12 protein-coding genes and 2 pseudogenes are annotated in these 15,336 nt (G+C 44.0%); 4 read left to right on the top strand and 10 right to left on the bottom strand.

Annotation, left to right across the window (positions count from 1 at the left end; genetic code table 11):
- The first annotated feature begins 111 nt into the window (after positions 1-111).
- Positions 112-1,463: pseudogene (locus tag ACVA6Q_RS20385) on the top strand (ISNCY family transposase).
- A gap of 60 nt (positions 1,464-1,523) precedes the next feature.
- On the opposite strand, the pseudogene ACVA6Q_RS20390 reads toward ACVA6Q_RS20385, so the two are convergent.
- Positions 1,524-1,646: pseudogene (locus ACVA6Q_RS20390) on the bottom strand (hypothetical protein); the annotation flags it as partial.
- A gap of 927 nt (positions 1,647-2,573) precedes the next feature.
- Between ACVA6Q_RS20390 and ACVA6Q_RS20395 the strand changes: the two are divergent.
- Positions 2,574-2,825: a hypothetical protein gene (locus ACVA6Q_RS20395; RefSeq protein ID WP_353496165.1), complete on the top strand. Its 252-nt coding sequence runs from the start codon at positions 2,574-2,576 to the stop codon at positions 2,823-2,825.
- A 79-nt stretch (positions 2,826-2,904) separates the two neighbouring features.
- On the opposite strand, the gene ACVA6Q_RS20400 is transcribed toward ACVA6Q_RS20395, so the two are convergent.
- Both ACVA6Q_RS20400 and matP read right to left on the bottom strand, forming a co-directional pair.
- Positions 2,905-3,216, bottom strand: a complete 312-nt coding sequence (locus ACVA6Q_RS20400; protein WP_353496164.1) for a DUF3634 family protein — start codon at positions 3,214-3,216, stop codon at positions 2,905-2,907.
- A 5-nt stretch (positions 3,217-3,221) separates the two neighbouring features.
- Positions 3,222-3,680 (bottom strand): macrodomain Ter protein MatP, encoded by a 459-nt coding sequence (gene matP, locus ACVA6Q_RS20405; RefSeq protein WP_446648765.1) that lies wholly within the window; start codon positions 3,678-3,680, stop codon positions 3,222-3,224.
- Positions 3,681-3,851: 171 nt separating this feature from the next.
- Between matP and ACVA6Q_RS20410 the strand changes: the two genes are divergently transcribed.
- Complete coding sequence (locus ACVA6Q_RS20410) at positions 3,852-5,489, top strand: S16 family serine protease (RefSeq protein WP_446648766.1); 1,638 nt, start codon at positions 3,852-3,854, stop codon at positions 5,487-5,489.
- A gap of 70 nt (positions 5,490-5,559) precedes the next feature.
- On the top strand, positions 5,560-6,078 hold the full coding sequence (fabA, locus tag ACVA6Q_RS20415) for a bifunctional 3-hydroxydecanoyl-ACP dehydratase/trans-2-decenoyl-ACP isomerase (protein WP_338164378.1): 519 nt from the start codon (positions 5,560-5,562) through the stop codon (positions 6,076-6,078).
- 126 nt (positions 6,079-6,204) lie between these two features.
- Here fabA and rmf read toward each other — a convergent pair whose 3' ends face one another.
- From rmf to pyrD, 7 genes are all read right to left on the bottom strand, one after another.
- The gene (gene rmf / locus ACVA6Q_RS20420; RefSeq protein ID WP_042475718.1) at positions 6,205-6,378 is read right to left on the bottom strand and encodes a ribosome modulation factor; all 174 of its coding nucleotides are present in this window, start codon (positions 6,376-6,378) and stop codon (positions 6,205-6,207) included.
- A gap of 164 nt (positions 6,379-6,542) precedes the next feature.
- On the bottom strand, positions 6,543-8,645 hold the full coding sequence (locus ACVA6Q_RS20425; protein ID WP_446648767.1) for a DUF3466 family protein: 2,103 nt from the start codon (positions 8,643-8,645) through the stop codon (positions 6,543-6,545).
- 5 nt (positions 8,646-8,650) lie between these two features.
- Complete coding sequence (locus tag ACVA6Q_RS20430) at positions 8,651-10,573, bottom strand: ABC transporter ATP-binding protein (RefSeq protein ID WP_446648768.1); 1,923 nt, start codon at positions 10,571-10,573, stop codon at positions 8,651-8,653.
- The gene (locus ACVA6Q_RS20435; protein WP_446648769.1) at positions 10,551-10,802 is read right to left on the bottom strand and encodes a glutaredoxin family protein; all 252 of its coding nucleotides are present in this window, start codon (positions 10,800-10,802) and stop codon (positions 10,551-10,553) included. The genes ACVA6Q_RS20430 and ACVA6Q_RS20435 overlap by 23 nt, the downstream gene beginning before the upstream one ends.
- A gap of 8 nt (positions 10,803-10,810) precedes the next feature.
- Positions 10,811-12,934 carry a bifunctional 23S rRNA (guanine(2069)-N(7))-methyltransferase RlmK/23S rRNA (guanine(2445)-N(2))-methyltransferase RlmL gene (gene rlmKL / locus ACVA6Q_RS20440; RefSeq protein WP_446648814.1) on the bottom strand — a complete coding sequence of 708 codons (2,124 nt, stop codon included), beginning with the start codon at positions 12,932-12,934 and terminating at the stop codon, positions 10,811-10,813.
- 586 nt (positions 12,935-13,520) lie between these two features.
- Positions 13,521-14,066 (bottom strand): cell division protein ZapC, encoded by a 546-nt coding sequence (locus ACVA6Q_RS20445; protein WP_353496159.1) that lies wholly within the window; start codon positions 14,064-14,066, stop codon positions 13,521-13,523.
- Between the two features lie 165 nt (positions 14,067-14,231).
- Complete coding sequence (gene pyrD, locus ACVA6Q_RS20450) at positions 14,232-15,242, bottom strand: quinone-dependent dihydroorotate dehydrogenase (RefSeq protein WP_418642230.1); 1,011 nt, start codon at positions 15,240-15,242, stop codon at positions 14,232-14,234.
- Between the last annotated feature and the right edge of the window lie 94 nt (positions 15,243-15,336).

The raw sequence follows: 15,336 nt of genomic DNA on the forward strand, positions 1-15,336 counted from the left end.
CACTGCGATTGTAAGAGCAATATAGTAATGTCCGGTTTGAGCAACTTTAAAATGTCCTCCTAAGCTTTAATCATCGTTGGCTTATGAGGACCTAAACTGATGTTAATTGCTATGAGTGATCACGAGATTAATCGATTCAAAGTCCTGACTGATGTGCGAGAAAAACGCTTACGACAAATCGATGCTGCTGATATTTTGAATATCTCTACTCGACATGTCAGACGCTTACTAAACCAACTGGCAACTTATGGTGCTCAGAGCTTGGCACATGCAGCTCGAGGCCGTCCAAGCAACCACCGTTATGATGATCGTCTTCGAGCTGCAGTATTAAGGATCGTGCGTGAGCAATACTTCGACTTTTCACCAACATTTGCGCTAGAAAAACTCTCAGAAGATCATAACCTCACGGTTTCTAAAGAGACGCTCCGTCAATGGATGATTGCTGATGGTCTATGGACTCCACACTCTAAGCGCAAGCCAAAAGTCTATCAACCCGCTATCGCAGAGATTGCCTTGGCGAACTCATTCAAATTGATGGTTCGCACCATGACTGGTTCGAAGGACGCAGCGACAAATGCTGCCTATTGGTTTTCATCGATGATGCGACGGGTCGCTTGATGAACTTAAGGTTCAGTGAAACCGAGTCAGCGTTTGATTACATGAAAGCGACCCGTGAATATGTAGACGAACACGGTAAGCCAGTGGCATTCTACAGTGATAAGCACTCGATATTTCGAGTCAATCAAGAAAAACACAAGCAAGTTGGCCAGACGCAATATTGCCGAGTATTGAATTAACTTGGAATTGAACTGATCTGCGCCAACAGTTCTCAGGCTAAAGGTCGTGTAGAACGAGCCAACCTGACACTGCAAAACCGCCTGGTAAAAGAGATGCGCTTACAGGGCATCAACACCATCGAAGACGCCAATGCTTGGCTTCCCTACTTCATCGCCGACTTCAACCGCCGTTTTGCCAAACCCGCAAAACTTCCCAAAGACATGCACCGAAAAGTGCGCGAATCAAAGCAGGAGCTGGACGATATCTTCAGTTGGCAAGAAACCCGTAAGCTCTCAAAATCGCTCACATTTCAATATGATAAAGTGGTTTATCTTATTGAACCAACGGAAGAAAATAGCCGGTTGGTACACGAAAACGTGAAGATCTTAGATTACCCAAATGGCGAGATTGCCATTGCTTATGGTCATCGAAAACTCAACTTCAAAACCTTCGACAAGCTAGAACAAGTTCAGCAAACCCAAATCGTAGACAACAAGCGCCTCGGTCAAGTCTTGAAGTTTGCCCAGCAAAAACAAGAGGAATTTGAAGCACAGCAACGACGCTCTCGAAGCAAAAGCGCCCCGAAACGACGAGCCCAACAACGGGCACTGAAAGAGCAACTTCGAGCCATCAACCCTATACTCACAGAGCCTGACACATTTAAAGCTTCAAACAGTAAAACCTAACCGCCCTTCACTATCATTCGCTAACAAGGACATTTTAATCTGGGAGAAAAACAGGACATTTTAAACTTGAATTAACATGGATATAGGTTCTACAGAGCCGAATCCGACCAAGCCAACGCTCGCTAACGCCATGGAAAATCGCGAGATTCCAAGGCTCTCAAACTTTTTTGCTATGTTCGCCCAAGCCTGTTGGCCTTAAATCATTACTATGAGCCATTGATTACCACATCCACTGTACATTATGCACTGTTCGGCAATTTGCGACTTTTGCCGTCGTAATTCGTCGGGAGTTTTTCGGTTCACTTAAACCGTTTCATACTTTATGGCTTCGTTAACAAAACGCGGCTTTTCTTGGCTCACGCTAAGCGCTTTACTGATAGCACGGCACCGCTATTGATACGAGTCCTGAAAAACTGCTGATTGTGAATCACTAGTCTATCTACCCAGTGGCTCCCTTTAATAACGGCTGTCTTTGGTGCGACTAATACAAACCTAAACAACCACACCTCTGTCTAAGTACCTATGTCTATGCACGTTATCGTTCCCTCATAGACTGATGCTCGAATGTAGATAAAAAGCTCTTTACTCACGTATATCCCACAGCTAATGAATCAGATTATTACTAGCCCAAATAAACAAACAGCAATTGAAAAGCGAATTCAATACAAAGGCATTAACCATCAAAATACAACATATAGACCCACTATATAGGCGCCACCCAAACAATTTACCACCAACATAATCAAATCAAAACTTATGAATTAGCCAATATAGGTTTGCATTATATATATTTACGAGACGACGTCGTATAACCAACGAAAGAATTACGATGAATATTAGAAACCACCAACACAAACCCTTTAAATACGGGGATTTATCACCTATAAAGCATGCGTATATGAAACAAACATAAGATAAGGCAACCTATCACTAGCGTAAATTGCATAGAAATAACCATTCACTAGATAAACTCTAAATTATATTTAGAAATTTTTATTAAGTTTATTTCACCCTGCTCTTTACAAAACCATCCAAATATTCAATTCTAGATTCAACGCAAAGACACAGTGTCTTAAAAATAATGATTAGATATTAGAAAAGGAGATTTCTATGTCACTTCCAATTGAATGGTTCAAAAACAGCTACGTTCGTATCCAAAACTGGGATGTAGAGGGTCTATCTTTAATAGAAGCAGAATCGGCGCTAGGGACTTACCTAACGGATAACAACCCTGTATCGTTAGAAATGGCGGACTATATTGCAGAGAACTGGACATGTAGAAGGATCCAAATGCTCGATTCTGAATCGCGTAGAACGTTAATGAAAATTTGGGACGAGCGAGAAATTGCGGCCAAAGCTTAATTATTAGCTATCAAATCCGTTAGTTATAGTGCATTAGATTACGATATAAAAGGGCAGAAATACCCTTTTATATCGATACTTAACGGCTCTTTTTCTTGCCTTTAGATTTGAAGCTTTGATGAGGAAAAATGTTTCGTATTCTTTGCTGTATGCTCTTAGAAATTGTCTTGCTAAACTTGAGCTTCATACCGCTACGGGTTTGGTATACCTTAAGGTCTCCCGTCGTTTTATCTCGTTCTACAATATCTTTAAGATTGTGTTTAAACGTTGGTGGCAAATGGCCTTTAGTTTTAGTGATTGCACCTTCTTTCATTTGCACAACTAAAGAAGGTCGATCAATGGCGACTAGCCAAAATACAACGATCGCCCCAAGCAATACGACATACAACATAGCGACTACCTCCCTTCGTCACCTAATAGCTTACTTAAGTCCTCTTTCAAACTGCTTACTTTCTGCGTGGCTTTCTCGCTCCGAGACGCTTCACTTAACAAATACTCGATGGCTTCAGAGAGCGTACAACCGAGATCGCTTGCGCGATGAGATAATTTTTCCCAAACGCGAAAGTCCAAATCAATGGACTTCTTTTTGGTGTGAATTTGCTCGGCATTGTAATGGCGCTTACGCTTAGCCCTAATCGCTTGTTTAAGCTTATTGTCGAGCTCAACTGACATATGTTCATCGATCCACTCAATAACCAGAGTAGGTTCATGCTCTAGCTGCTTTAGCTTTGATACTGCCTGTTCGATCTCACTGGCATCAATGTAACGCGTAATATTATCGCCTTCACGCCACTTCTTTGTTAAATACTGCCACTTCCAACCACATTCTAAGTTTTCAAGTTGTTGGTATTTCATTGGTTTGCATCCCTACTCTGTTTACAGTGACAGCGTAACCCAAGATTCCAAACTTCTCAATAACAATGCTCAGTTAATGGGATTTTGCTCGCTATATGAACAGTTGAAAAGCTAACGTTGAGTGGCGATTCATTGTATACTTCGTGCAAATTAAACTTAAGTTACGACCCAATGAATCAAGTCCCTTGGCAACAAGTCTGCCCCCTTTACAACGATTTCGCCGATCTACTCGATAACGCACCTACTCTCGCCCCATTAGACGCTATTGAGCTGCAGCCTCGCCTTAAAGCCGCACTGTCGTTTTTCGTCTCTGATGCGTGTCCTTCAAAAGTACTGATCATTAAAGATGGCGACAACTTGTTTCATCGACAGCTCGTCAGCGATCATATTGAAGCACTAGGTCACAAAACTGTCGTCAGTAAAGATGCTGACCCAAGCTTGTTGTTTGACCGATACCAAACATCGCAAAACGAACCTGTTGTTGCTCAAGGTCTAGTATCACAAGCTAATGGTGGTTTTCTCATTTCATCGACGCAAACTGCACTAGCAAGTCTTGGTGTTTGGACAAATTTGAAAGCGTTATTGCAAGGTGCAAAACTCAATGGTGTATCGGTTGACACCAAAACTGCCGCGCTAACACCACCTAGTTTTTCATCAAACTTTAAGCTTATCGTTATTGGTGATCGAGAACAGTTGTCAGATCTAGACTTTATCGACAGTGACTTTCGATCCGGCTTTATGCAGTACACTGAAATAGAGAACGATTTGAAAGTGACGCCTGCAACAGCCAAGCAATATTTATCGTTTGTAAACTCGATGATGTCGCAATTTCTATCAGATAAGCAACTTGATCGTTCGGGCTACTTAAAGCTGCTTCAAGCCGGCGCGCGCGAAACAGAAGACAAACAATACTGGCCACTTTCGGTTGATTGGCATAAAGCTATGCTTTGTGAAGCATCATCGTACAGTCACAATTCAACGATATCTTCTGAACATATAGAAGCGGCAATCGAGGCGAAGCGTAACCGCGAGTCTTATCTGCCGGAACGGGCTATCGATGATATCTTGGAAGGCCAAGTCGTCATTGAAACTCAAGGAAAACAAGTTGGTCAAGTAAACGGTTTAACGGTCATTGATATTCCAGGACACCCTATCAGTTATGGTGAGCCTGCTCGTATCTCGTGTGTGGTGCACTTTGGTGACGGCGATGTATCAGACGTCGAGCGAAAAGTTGACCTCGGTGGCAACATTCACGCCAAAGGCATGATGATCATGCAAGCATTTGTGTCTTCCGAACTCGACCTCGATGCCCCACTACCATATTCCGCGTCTATTGTGTTTGAGCAGTCTTATTGTGAAGTCGACGGTGATAGCGCTTCATTAGCAGAGTTATGTTCTTTAGTGAGTGCGCTATCTGGCTATCCAATTGACCAACAAATTGCGGTTACAGGTGCTGTCGACCAATTTGGCCGCGTTCAAGCTGTAGGTGGTTTAAATGAGAAAGTGGAAGGCTTCTATAACGTATGTAAACACCAAGGTTTAACAGGCAAGCAAGGCGTCATTTTGCCTAAAACCAATGTTCAGCACCTGGCATTGAATAAAGAGCTCGTTGAAAGCATCAAAAATGAAGAATTTCACATTTGGTCTGTGACTCACGTAGACGAAGTGATTCCGCTTCTATTGGGTCAACCTTTCAAAAGTGACACCGAAGATAGTGTGATCGGCAAGATTGCCGAACGTATTGAAAACTTTGAAAAACATGAAATACCAGAGTCATTTGTGACACGGATTAAAAACTGGTTTGTCTAGTCGTGGTCGGACTTGTCTAGCGTACACCTGTTCACTAAGATGGCCTAACGCAAATTTGGAGTAATAAATAATGCAAAACAGACGTGAATCTTATAGCCGTGAAGACCTTCTAGCCTCTAGTCGCGGAGAACTATTTGGCGAGGGCTACCCTCAACTTCCAGCACCAAACATGCTGATGATGGACCGCGTAGCAAAAATGTCCGAAACTGAAGGTGACTTTGGCAAAGGTTTGATCGTTGCTGAACTGGATATTACTCCTGATCTATGGTTCTTCGACTGCCACTTTATCGGTGACCCAGTAATGCCAGGTTGTCTTGGTTTGGATGCTATGTGGCAGCTTGTTGGTTTCTACCTTGGCTGGATTGGTGGTGAAGGCAAAGGTCGTGCACTAGGTGTAGGTGAGCTGAAGTTTACCGGTCAAGTACTACCTACTGCTAAGAAAGTAACCTACGAACTTCACATGAAGCGTGTTGTAAACCGCAAGCTAGTTATGGGCATTGCTGATGGTCGCGTATTGGTAGATGGTAAAGAGATCTACGTAGCGAAAGATCTTAAAGTAGGTCTATTTAAAGACACCTCTGCTTTCTAAGCTATTTTGTAAATAAACGACTTTCCGGAGTCGTTTATTTTTAGCATATAAATTTAGTTATAGTGCACTAGGTGCGCATTATAAAGGCCTCTCTTGAGGCCTTTGTTACTTCAATTTCGCTCCCGACTACTTGAAGAGTCCTGATTGTTTATCATCTCTCGCGTCACGCCAACCGCCAAGCCAATAAGACTTTGCATCCATTTGTTGATAGGGACAGGCTTCCATCGATCGCCCATTCAATCCAGCTTTGTAACCCTGTGATTGAGCTCGTTCTAGACGATCACGCTTTTGTCTCTTCATAGTACGGTCCTCGCTATACAAAATCGGTTTCCCGACTTTCTATCATTAAAGATTTATGGAGCTTTTGTGACTCCTCTTTAATAATTGCTCATTTTTGGCCCGATCTCAAGACACAAAAAATCCCAGTTTCACTATTGTGAAGCTGGGATTTTTGTCACTTGTGACTACTTGTTACGGCGTAACCCAAAGAATCCAAGCATAATCAAAGCCATCCAGCCGAGGCTACCACCACTACGTTTAACTGGTGGTGCTTCAACGCTACGTGTTTGAATAGCTCGATCATCTGCATTTGCGATCGGGATCAACTTAACTGCGACGAGTTTCTCTTTCTTTTGGCCGTTGCCACAATAGGAGTTATGACTGGTGGTGTCATAGCCGCCATCACATTTAAGCGCGGTTGCCGCTATAACGCCATCGTCGTTGATATCAGCTGCATCAACAATACGGTATTGGTTATTTTGCGTATTGTAGCTACCGCCATTGGTTAGATCGTCCAGTAGCCATGGTTTGCCCTGGAAAACCGCCAAACGCTCAGCATCCGTTCCGGTAGTGTTATAAGGGTAAATAAAGCCGCGTTGGCGTCGTTTTTTACCAAAATACTCTGTTGATTGCTCAGCATCAACTGCACCAACAATTTCGTTGTAGTTGTTAATTGCACCAGGCTCACCACCTACACCACGGAAGAAGATACCGCTGTTGCCATTAAGTTCGTCAAAATAACGCGCAGATGGTGTAGAGAAACTGCCATTCGCATCATTGTTTAGGCTCACTTGACCCAAGAACATACGGTTTGCCGCCGCACCATTTTCTCGCTTATCACCGCGTCGCTTAGACGCACCCAAGAACACGAGGTTTTTGTTGATGTCAGTCGCGTATGAGTTGCTATAAATAAAGTCATCACCTGACTTGATTCGGGCGTTCTCTACAGTCACTGGAGACCACTGGCGTGATGTGTCGATCGCACTTGGATCAAATGTCGTTGAAGGAACAAATACCGTTGCTTGAAGGAAACTATTTGAGCCATCACCGGTTGTGTTGAGACCCACAAGGAATGGTTTTCCATTGCGCGGGTTATCCGAAGCGCTATCTTGCGCAGCAATAACAGCACCACGAGCACTGCCCTGTGACGCTTTTTTATCGTTGTTGGTTGGTACACCATTTTGCCAATCAGACACGATTGAAGCGCCCGCTACAAAATTGGTTGAGTCCCATACAGCAGTTTTAGTCGCAAAAGCAAAATTCTGGCAATCAGATCGCGATGCCGGATCTTCGATCAAGCAATTATTCAGGTCACCATTCCAGTTCTTATTATCGTCGTTGTAGTCAAACGGAGCGACAGCAGCACTGCCTACGATGTACTCTTTGCCACCATAATTGAAACTGCTCCAACCCATAGTGCGACCCATTTGGTTGGTAATTCGCTGATCGCTGTTTGGTGACTCTACCAAGAATGGCAGCAACATTTCCGTAGTATCGCCATTCTGCACAAAACCACGATGACGGTAAGCCGTTGCTAAGTTGCCTTTCGCACCATCAGAAGCATTGATACGGTAGTAACCCGAGCTGGTGTTACCAATAGCCATACCTTGATCAGACGTCAGGCTATTGATAACGACGTTTTCTGAGTTGGTATCTGGTGTCGCTACACCGCCCGGTTTATAGTCTGAAGTTGGCGTTACGCCCATTCGCGTAGCAGTAGATGCTTGATCCGGATTAGACGCTGGCGTGGTTTCACTAAAGCCATGAGCATTAGAGAAGTAGTTGTCTTCACCGGCAATATTGTTCCAGCCCGTTTGCGACGAGTTATAAAACGCGTCACGCTCACGTAGAAGACCGCCAACATCGCTAAAGCTGTACCACATTTTATCAGTCCAACCTGGATCACAGGTTTGATAACCTAATTCAGAACGGCAATAATCGCGGTTACGGTTCCAGTCGGTATAGAAGAATGACGAATCGTAGTTAAATGGGATCTCTTGACGATACGAATGGCCTTCAGAACCATTTCGAGAATCACCATACAAACGATACTCGCTACATGTTGTCCCTTCGGCAAAACACCCCATTGGGTTGCTCGCATCAGCCTTTTCTATCGCACTACCATAAAACTCAGTGACCACACTTCCGTTGGCTTCAACAAATACACCGGTAGACTTGATACTTCCAGTAGGATCGACCTCAACCACTTTATATAAAGCAGCATGGCTCGATGTCGCTGCAAGTACACTTGCAGCAATCAATGAAAACTTAAAATTATTACGACTCATCAAAACTAACTTTCCTGTTGCATTGCTTCTAGCTCTTCCCATCGCTCAAAAGCAACGTCTAGCTCCTGCTCTTTTGCAGCTAAACTATCTAAAATGGGTTGTGTCTCTTCTACTGGCTTGGCGAAAAACGTAGGGTCATTCACCATTTCCTGTAGTTGTTCAATCTCTTGCTCCAGTTGCTCCAACAGAGCTGGTAGCGCTTCTAATTCCCTCTGTAGCTTATAGGACAGCTTCTTAGGTTTAGAGTTCACTGCTTGTGTCTTGTTATTTTGTTCAACTGGCTGTTTTTTATTCTCTTTTACTGGCTCGTACGCTTTACGTGCGTCCAACACCTGCTGTCTCTGCTGCTGAGCATCATGATAACCACCAACGAACTCTTCGATAACCCCATTTCCTTCAAAAATCCAGCTAGCGGTCACAGTATTATCAACAAACTGACGGTCATGGCTCACTAAAAGCAGTGTGCCTTGATAATTTCCTAGTAACTCTTCTAATAATTCTAAGGTTTCAATGTCCAAATCGTTGGTTGGTTCATCGAGTACCAGTAGGTTATTAGACTTCAGGAAAATACGAGCCAACAACAAGCGGTTCTTCTCACCACCCGACAGTGCTTTCACTGGGGTTCTCGCGCGTTTTGGTGCAAACAAAAAGTCTTGAAGATAACTTAGCGCATGACGCTCACGTCCGCCAACCATCACTTCCTGTTTACCATCGGCAAGGTTATCAATAACGCTCTTTTCTGGATCTAATGCTTCGCGGTACTGGTCAAAATAAGCGACTTCAAGCTTGGTACCACACTTAAGCTTACCTGACGTAGGTGTAAGCTCATCGAGTAACAGCTTGATCAACGTACTCTTACCACATCCGTTAGGACCAATTAGCGCAATACGATCACCACGTTGGATATTGAAAGAAAAGTTATTGATGATGGTTTTGCCTTCAATCTCGTAGTTCAGATTGTCAGCTTCAAACACAATCTTGCCAGAACGCGCGGTGTCGTCGAGCTTGAGGTTCACTTTGCCTTGAACGTCTCTGCGGCCTTTACGTTCGTCTCGAAGTTTTTTCAGCGCACGGACACGACCTTCGTTGCGAGTTCTTCGTGCTTTGATGCCCTGTCTTATCCAAACTTCTTCTTGCGCGAGCTTTTTGTCGAACTCTGCATTTTGCATTTCTTCAACACGTAGCGCCTCTTCTTTTTCGACTAGGTATTTTTCGTAGTCGCCAGGGAAAGAGACAAGTTGGCCTCGATCTAGATCGACAATGCGTGTCGCCATAGAGCGAATAAAAGCGCGGTCGTGAGAAATAAAGATGATAGAACCACGGAAGTCTTTTAAGAACGTCTCCAACCACTCAATGGTTGTCACATCCAAATGGTTGGTTGGCTCATCGAGTAATAAGACATCAGGATCGCACACCAGCGCTCTAGCTAATGCCGCTTTGCGCTGCCAACCACCAGACAAATCGCTAAGTAGCGTAGCACCGTCAAGCTTGAGCGCACCAAGAATGTTCTTAATGCGGTCTTCAAAACGCCATGCGCCGGAAACTTCGAGGTTTTCTTGAACTTTGGCTAAGCGATTAATATGAGATTCACTTGGGTCTTGAGCCACCAGCTCAAGTAAAGCGTGATATTGCTTTAGCTGCTCACCGATCTCTGCCAAGCCTTCAGCGACATAGTCTTCGACCGTTCCAGCTTGGTCGCGAGGAGGATCTTGTTCTAGACGAGATACTACAACATCTTGAGTAATTTGCAGTTTGCCATCATCCATAATGATGTCGCCTGCCAATACTTTCATTAACGTTGACTTGCCAGCACCGTTTCGACCAACCAGACACACGCGTTCGTTCTCTTGAAGCGCAAAGTCCGTCTTATCTAGAAGCGGATGATCACCAAATGCAAGTTGTCCATTATGGATGGTAAGTAATGCCATTGACTGTTAACCATTGTTGAAGTTGTAAGATATCGAAGGGCCAGTTGATCTCAGATTCATCCACTTTGACTACTGGAATAGTGACGCCGTAACGAGAAAACAGCTCATCGTCGAAAGCAATATCGACAATCTCTACCTGTTCCCCAAGCCCTACTTGTTTGATTAGCTCAAGGGCCATCTCACAGAGATGGCAACCTTCAGAGCTGTATAATGTCAGTTCCTTTGTCATGTTCCGTCTTAACTTTTGTGAGAGATAACCCAGCAGTTATGAATATGCTTGTTACGAGCAAAGTCGAGGGGCAAGGTCTTATCAGAAATGTTTTTCGCAGTTAAGCCGATCTCTTCCAACGCTTCCAAATCCATTTTGAAGTGGCGTTTGTTGTTTGAGAATACGATAGTACCTTCTGCACTTAGTAGACGTTTCAAATCACGCATTAAAGTGACATGGTCACGTTGCACGTCGAACGATTGCTCCATACGCTTAGAATTTGAAAACGTAGGAGGATCGATAAAGATAAGGTCGTAACTGCCGTTTGCTTTCGCAAGCCATTGTAAGCAATCTGCTTGAATGTATTGGTGCTGACGACCTACTTGACCATTCAGCTTCATGTTCTCTTTCGCCCACTCTAAGTATGTATTAGACATATCAACCGTGGTCGTAGACTTTGCTCCACCAAGCGCAGCATGAACAGTCGCAGAACCTGTGTATGCAAACAGGTTCAAGAAATCTCTGCCTTGCGCCAATTCACCCAGTTTACGACGAGTGATTTTATGATCGAGGAACAGGCCAGTATCTAGGTAGTCATGCAAGTTTACGATCAACTGCGCACCGTACTCATGAACTTTCATGGTTGACGACTTTTGAGCAAGCTTGTTGTATTGTGAGCTGCCTTTCTTCTTCTCGCGAGTTTTCAAAACAACGTTGTTGGTGTCAACACCAGTTACTTTAATCGAAGCACGGATAATATCTGTCAGGCGACGCTTTGCTGTCTCTTCTGGAATACTCTTCGGCGCCGCGTATTCTTGAATAACCAAAGAATCTTGATAAACATCAACCGCAACGTTGTACTCTGGTAAATCAGCATCGTAAATACGGTAGCAGTCTAATCCTTCTTTCTTAGCCCACTTGCCGATTTTGGCCATATTCTTTTTCAGACGGTTTGAGAAATCTGGTGCAATCACTTGAAGGTCATTATTGCCAGCAATCTGCTCTGCACTGCGCGCTGAAATCGAGTAATTTTTTTGGTGACACTGTAACGCACCGTTATTCAACTTAAATTGCTTATCAGCACGCATGCGTAAGCAACTTAGTAAGTCATCTGAACTTGAGAAAATCGATGCCTGGCAGCCACCGAACTCGGTTTTAAGCTGATTACCAAATTCAGTATACAGTGCAATCAAACCTGGCTCGGTGCCTAGTCGCTCACCATAAGGTGGGTTACAAACAATCACGCCCTCACCAAACTCTGCTGGCTTAGTCACTTTGCTAGCATCGCCAAGCTCAAAGGTAATTAAATCTTCAACGCCGGCACGCTTAGCATTCTCTTTTGCTGTGCGAAGGACTCTAGGGTCGTTGTCGAAGCCCCAAAACCTGCTGTCAGTCTTTTTGACACCGCGACGAGCTTGTACATTCGCTTCCGATTTCACTTCTGCCCAAACTTCTGGCTCGAAGTCTTCTAGGGCTTCAAAACACCAAGTCTTACGTTTGACGCCTGGTGCCATATTCGCAGCAAGCATAGCTGTTTCAATCAACAACGTACCCGAACCACACATCGGATCAAGCATGTTCTTACCTTGCTCCCACCCACTTCTAGCAACAATAGCAGCTGCGAGTGTTTCTCGAAGAGGAGCACGACCAGATTCAGTACGATAGCCGCGTTGATGCAAGCCAGAGCCCACCATATCCAGACCAATCAGAGCCTTATCACGATGCAAACGCACATGCACACGTACATCGGCTCCATCTTTACTGATGTTTGGTCTTGGTAAGTTCTTCTTATTAAAGCAATCCACTACCGCGTCTTTCACTTTCATTGCGCCATATTGGCTATTACGGATCTCTCGGTTCGTACCGTTGAAATCAACAATGAATTTCTTCGTGCTGTGGAAGTGGTTAACCCAGTTGATGGACGAAGCAGCCAGATAAAGGTCCATATCATCTTGGCAAGTGAATTCCGACAGTACTTTAACAAAGCGAGAAGCATAGCGGCTCCACAAACAAGCGCGATAAATCTGCTCATTAGTCGCTTTAAATTTCACCCCTGCTTGAACAGGCTTTACAGAAGTTAAGCCCATTTGTTCAAGCTCTTGAGCGAGAAGGTTTTCAAGTCCGTTAGAAGTGACGGCAAGATATTGGTTCATAGTGTTCATCTGGCTGTGAAAAATGGTGTTGATTATACCTGACATTACTGCCTGTCACTAAACAAACCTTCAATAACCCGCGTTCAAAGTGTTTGTTCGCACAAGGTTTAACCGGTGTAAGCGCCTAACACATACCGGCACCCTACATTAGCTTGTACTTAATTAACTCTCCATAAACCAACGGCTTTCGCGATAGTGAATACTTATTCGCAGCTAGATTGGTATATACCAACAGCCACTTTTCCGTGTAATTTAGTTACAGAAAGTACCTAAATGGGGAACTCATTAGTTAATTAGCCCCTATTAAGGGAAATAAAAACGTCACTTTTAGTGGTAAAAAAAAGCGAAATATTTGCTCTGCAACAAGATAGATACGGCAAAACATCGCCGCTTGGATGGTTAAAGAGCTCGCTTGAGGAGTAAAACTGAAGGGGACTTGTAGGTTTTTGGTAAATAGCAGACAAAAAAAATCGGCCAACCAGGCCGATAAATTCTACGAGAAATGAAGGAAACACATATTATTGTTGTTTAAAGCTGCCACTGCTTTTTCTTATAAGGCGCGTTAACGCGCTCTAAGTGCCCCGCTCTAACCTACAAGAGCGATAGGCTGGTTTAATGCGATAAACTGCTGTGCACACGTCATACGGTCGTGCATCACTTTAATGCTTTGGCCAAACGTGACTTGCTTGCTGGCTGTCAAACTGAATGACTCTAAGTCGACTAACGCACACAAACTGGCACTCTCTCCCACTTCCAGAACGATGAAGAAACCTTCTGAATTTGAGTTTACCAATCGAACCAGTTCCCCTTCCTCTGGCTGATAAGAGCCATCTTGGTGGTCGAAGAACCAGCTTTTTGGTTGTACGGGTTTATGAAAGCGCTTGGCTGCCACGCAATACAGCGTTAGTTCAGCCTGTCTAGGCTCTGAGAGCTCAAGTACACTAATTTGGTCTTTAAAGGTTTGAAACGCGGATGCGTCATCGACAGTGAAGTTGTTCTGACCCATCGCGCAGTCGACAAGGAGTTTACGGGAAAGATTGGTTTTAAAAACCATATCGTCTCCCAAGTCCAGCATAAGAGAGTTCTCACTCTCATCCATATACCAGATCCATGTATCGCTGGGTTTAAGCATCGTTCCGTCTCTATATTTAAAGAATAATCAGACTGTTAGGTAAAACGCTTAATTACCTGTTGGTCAGTTGTTACTAATTCTAAAAACGAATAAACAAAAAAAAAAGGGGAAAACTAATTTCCCCTTTCTCGATTAAAACCTAGTCACTTTGGTAGATGAAAGCGTTTATAGATTCTTAACGATGTCTTTAACAAGTTTTGGACCGTGGTAAATAAAGCCAGAGTATACTTGCACCAGCGAAGCACCGGCCATCAGTTTCTCTTTTGCAGACACGTACGAGTCAATACCACCAACACCAATGATTGGAAGCTTACCATCAAGGTTTTTCGCTAGAAGGCGCACTACTTCTGTACTGCGAGACTGTACTGGACGGCCGCTCAAGCCACCAGCCTCATTGGCGTGCTTCATACCTTCTACGACAGAGCGATCCAATGTTGTATTGGTGGCGATCACACCGTCAATTTGGTTCTTGATCAATGAATCGCAGATTTGGCTAATCTCGTCATCACTTAGATCCGGCGCGATCTTCAGTGCAAGAGGTACATATTTACCATGCTTTTCAGCCAGTTCTGACTGTTTTGTTTTCAGCTCAGCAAGGAGTTCATCCAGTGCTTCACCGTATTGCAAACTACGAAGTCCAGGAGTGTTAGGAGATGAGATATTTACAGCAATGTAGCCCGCGTGCTCGTAAACCTTCTCCATACAGATAATATAGTCTTCAGCACCCTTCTCGATTGGCGTATCTTTATTTTTACCAATGTTGATACCGATGATTCCGTCATATTTTGCTTTCTTAACGTTCTCTACCAGATTATCAACGCCCAAGTTATTGAAACCCATTCGGTTGATAATGCCTTCAGCTTCTACCAAGCGGAACAGGCGTGGTTTGTCATTACCTGACTGTGGGCGTGGTGTTACCGTACCAACTTCAACAAAACCAAAGCCCATAGCGCCGAATGCTTCGATACATTCGCCGTTTTTGTCTAAGCCTGCAGCTAGACCCACAGGGTTTTTAAACGTCAAACCCATGCATTCTACTGGTCGATTTGGTAATTGTTGGCGATAAGCGAGATCAAGTGGTGTGCCGGTGAAGCGCTTGAAGTTTTGAATAGCGAGATCGTGAGCCTTTTCGGCATCAAGTTGGAAAAAGCCAGTTCTGGCAAGACGGTAAAGCATTGTGCCTCCGATAGAAAACCCGTGTAAACGGGGCGGTATTATTTACTGATTCGCCTAAACATGCAATCAAGATTTGTCTTTATCGAAAAAAAGC

Source organism: Vibrio sp. DNB22_10_4 (assembly GCF_052879755.1).

Excerpts from the sequence above, each read along its gene's own strand:
- ACVA6Q_RS20445 (WP_353496159.1), bottom strand. The coding sequence starts at position 14,066 with ATGCTTAAACCCAGCGATACATGGATCTGGTATATGGATGAGAGTGAG.
- ACVA6Q_RS20395 (WP_353496165.1), top strand. The coding sequence starts at position 2,574 with ATGTCACTTCCAATTGAATGGTTCAAAAACAGCTACGTTCGTATCCAA.
- rmf (WP_042475718.1), bottom strand. The coding sequence starts at position 6,378 with ATGAAGAGACAAAAGCGTGATCGTCTAGAACGAGCTCAATCACAGGGT.
- ACVA6Q_RS20435 (WP_446648769.1), bottom strand. The coding sequence starts at position 10,802 with ATGACAAAGGAACTGACATTATACAGCTCTGAAGGTTGCCATCTCTGT.
- fabA (WP_338164378.1), top strand. The coding sequence starts at position 5,560 with ATGCAAAACAGACGTGAATCTTATAGCCGTGAAGACCTTCTAGCCTCT.
- ACVA6Q_RS20425 (WP_446648767.1), bottom strand. The coding sequence starts at position 8,645 with ATGAGTCGTAATAATTTTAAGTTTTCATTGATTGCTGCAAGTGTACTT.
- rlmKL (WP_446648814.1), bottom strand. The coding sequence starts at position 12,934 with ATGAACCAATATCTTGCCGTCACTTCTAACGGACTTGAAAACCTTCTC.
- ACVA6Q_RS20400 (WP_353496164.1), bottom strand. The coding sequence starts at position 3,216 with ATGTTGTATGTCGTATTGCTTGGGGCGATCGTTGTATTTTGGCTAGTC.
- ACVA6Q_RS20410 (WP_446648766.1), top strand. The coding sequence starts at position 3,852 with ATGAATCAAGTCCCTTGGCAACAAGTCTGCCCCCTTTACAACGATTTC.
- ACVA6Q_RS20430 (WP_446648768.1), bottom strand. The coding sequence starts at position 10,573 with ATGGCATTACTTACCATCCATAATGGACAACTTGCATTTGGTGATCAT.
- matP (WP_446648765.1), bottom strand. The coding sequence starts at position 3,680 with ATGAAATACCAACAACTTGAAAACTTAGAATGTGGTTGGAAGTGGCAG.
- pyrD (WP_418642230.1), bottom strand. The coding sequence starts at position 15,242 with ATGCTTTACCGTCTTGCCAGAACTGGCTTTTTCCAACTTGATGCCGAA.